This is a genomic window from Actinopolymorpha sp. NPDC004070, from assembly GCF_040610475.1.
In the GTDB taxonomy this organism is placed as follows: domain Bacteria; phylum Actinomycetota; class Actinomycetes; order Propionibacteriales; family Actinopolymorphaceae; genus Actinopolymorpha.
The window spans coordinates 1-1,849 of the sequence record NZ_JBEXMJ010000031.1; the positions used below are offsets into that span (position 1 = coordinate 1).

Annotated in this window: 1 protein-coding gene and 1 rRNA gene; both read right to left on the reverse strand. The window is 63.9% G+C overall.

The window, feature by feature from the left end; translation table 11 throughout:
* Nucleotides 1-262, reverse strand: a 16S ribosomal RNA gene (locus tag ABZV93_RS28780); the annotation flags it as partial.
* 723 nt (nt 263-985) lie between these two features.
* A partial coding sequence (locus ABZV93_RS28785) for an Hsp70 family protein (RefSeq protein ID WP_354942093.1) occupies nt 986-1,849 on the reverse strand: 864 nt, incomplete at its 5' end.

Genomic DNA, 1,849 nt, shown 5'->3' on the forward strand with positions numbered 1-1,849 from the left:
TAGGCCATCACCCCACCAACAAGCTGATAGGCCGCGAGCCCATCTTCAGCCAATAAATCTTTCCACTCTCACCCATGCGGGCAAAAGTCATATCCGGTATTAGACCCAGTTTCCCAGGCTTATCCCAGAGCTGAAGGCAGGTTGCTCACGTGTTACTCACCCGTTCGCCGCTCGAGTACCCCGAAGGGCCTTTCCGCTCGACTTGCATGTGTTAAGCACGCCGCCAGCGTTCGTCCTGAGCCAGGATCAAACTCTCCGTTGAAAACCAACAAAAAGCCACCCCAGCAAACAACAACCCCAAAAAGGAGCTGCCGTCACCAAAGGAATCCGCGACAAAACACCACACAAACCATCAGGTCCGCACAGCATCTTGCCAACGGGGCAAAAAAACACTGCATCGACTTTCGGCACGCTGTTGAGTTCTCAAGGATCAGACACACACCAGAACCCGACCTCTCAGCCCGGCTCCGGGGCAACTCTTCTACGTTACTTGCTCCGACCACCCGTGTCAACTCGGCTGTTCGGGGCACCCTCAAGATCCGCTCAGAACGCCGAAGCGCTCCTGCGCTGATCCTTTGGGGGTGGTCGCCGGTCCGGCCACCTCTCGGCGTCCCGCGCTCTCAGCAACCCGGTGAATCTTACCGATCTCTCCGCCGCCCGGCAAATCGGGCTCTTCGTGACCGGCTCGCCTGGATCTTACGTCCACCGCGCAGCTGCGCGAAGTCCGGTATGTCCCTGCGATCTGGCCGCCGTTCCGGCCGCCTTTCGGCGTCCCGCTCTCCGGCGACTCGTAGAAGTTACATGGTCGTCTTGTGTTGGTCAACCGGGGGGGCCACTATCCGCCGACGTTCGCGCTCGAGGCGCTTGCACGGGGCTGACGACAGGTCCCCGAGGAGCCGGACCAGACGCGCCCCGACCAGCGGCGACGGGCCCACCTTCACCTGTGCGACCGCTGGTCGGGGCGGTGTCCACCGACTACCGCTGCCTACTTCTGCTCGTCCCGCTTGTCGTCGTCGACGACCTCGCCCTCCACGACGTCGTCCCCGCCTCCGGTGGCGGCGCCTCCGGCCGAGCCCGCGGCACCGGTGCCGGCGGCGTCGCCGGTCGGGGCACCCTGGGACTGCTCGGCGTTGGCATAGATCGCCGAACCGATCTTCGTCCGCGACTCCGACAGCTTGTCGAACGCCGACTTCAGGGCGTCGTTGTCCTCGCCCTCCAGGGCCTTCTTCAGCGCGGCGATGTCCTGCTCGACCTCGGACTTGACCTCGGCCGGAACGCTGTCGGGGTTGTCCGCGACGAACTTCTCCGTCTGATACACCAGCGAGTCCGCCTGGTTGCGAAGCTCCGCGGCCTCACGGCGCTTGCGGTCCTCCTCGGCATACTGCTCCGCATCCCGGACCATCCGGTCGATGTCCTCCTTGGGCAGAGCCGACCCACCGGTCACCGTCATCTTCTGCTCACGACCCGTCCCCAGATCCTTCGCCGACACATGCACGATGCCGTTCGCGTCAATGTCGAAGGAGACCTCGATCTTGGGCACGCCGCGCGGTGCGGGTGCGATCCCGGTGAGCTCGAAGTTGCCCAGCGACTTGTTGTCGGCCGCCATGGCCCGCTCGCCCTGGAACACCTCGATCAGCACCGACGACTGACCGTCGGACGCGGTGGAGAAGACCTCCGACTTCGTGGTCGGGATCGTGGTGTTCCGCTCGATGATCTTGGTGAAGATGCCGCCCTGGCCGGACAGCCGGCCCGACGCGATGCCGAGGGACAGGGGAGTGACATCCAACAACAAGACATCCTTCACCTCACCCCGCAACACACCCGACTGCAACGACGCACCAATCGCCAC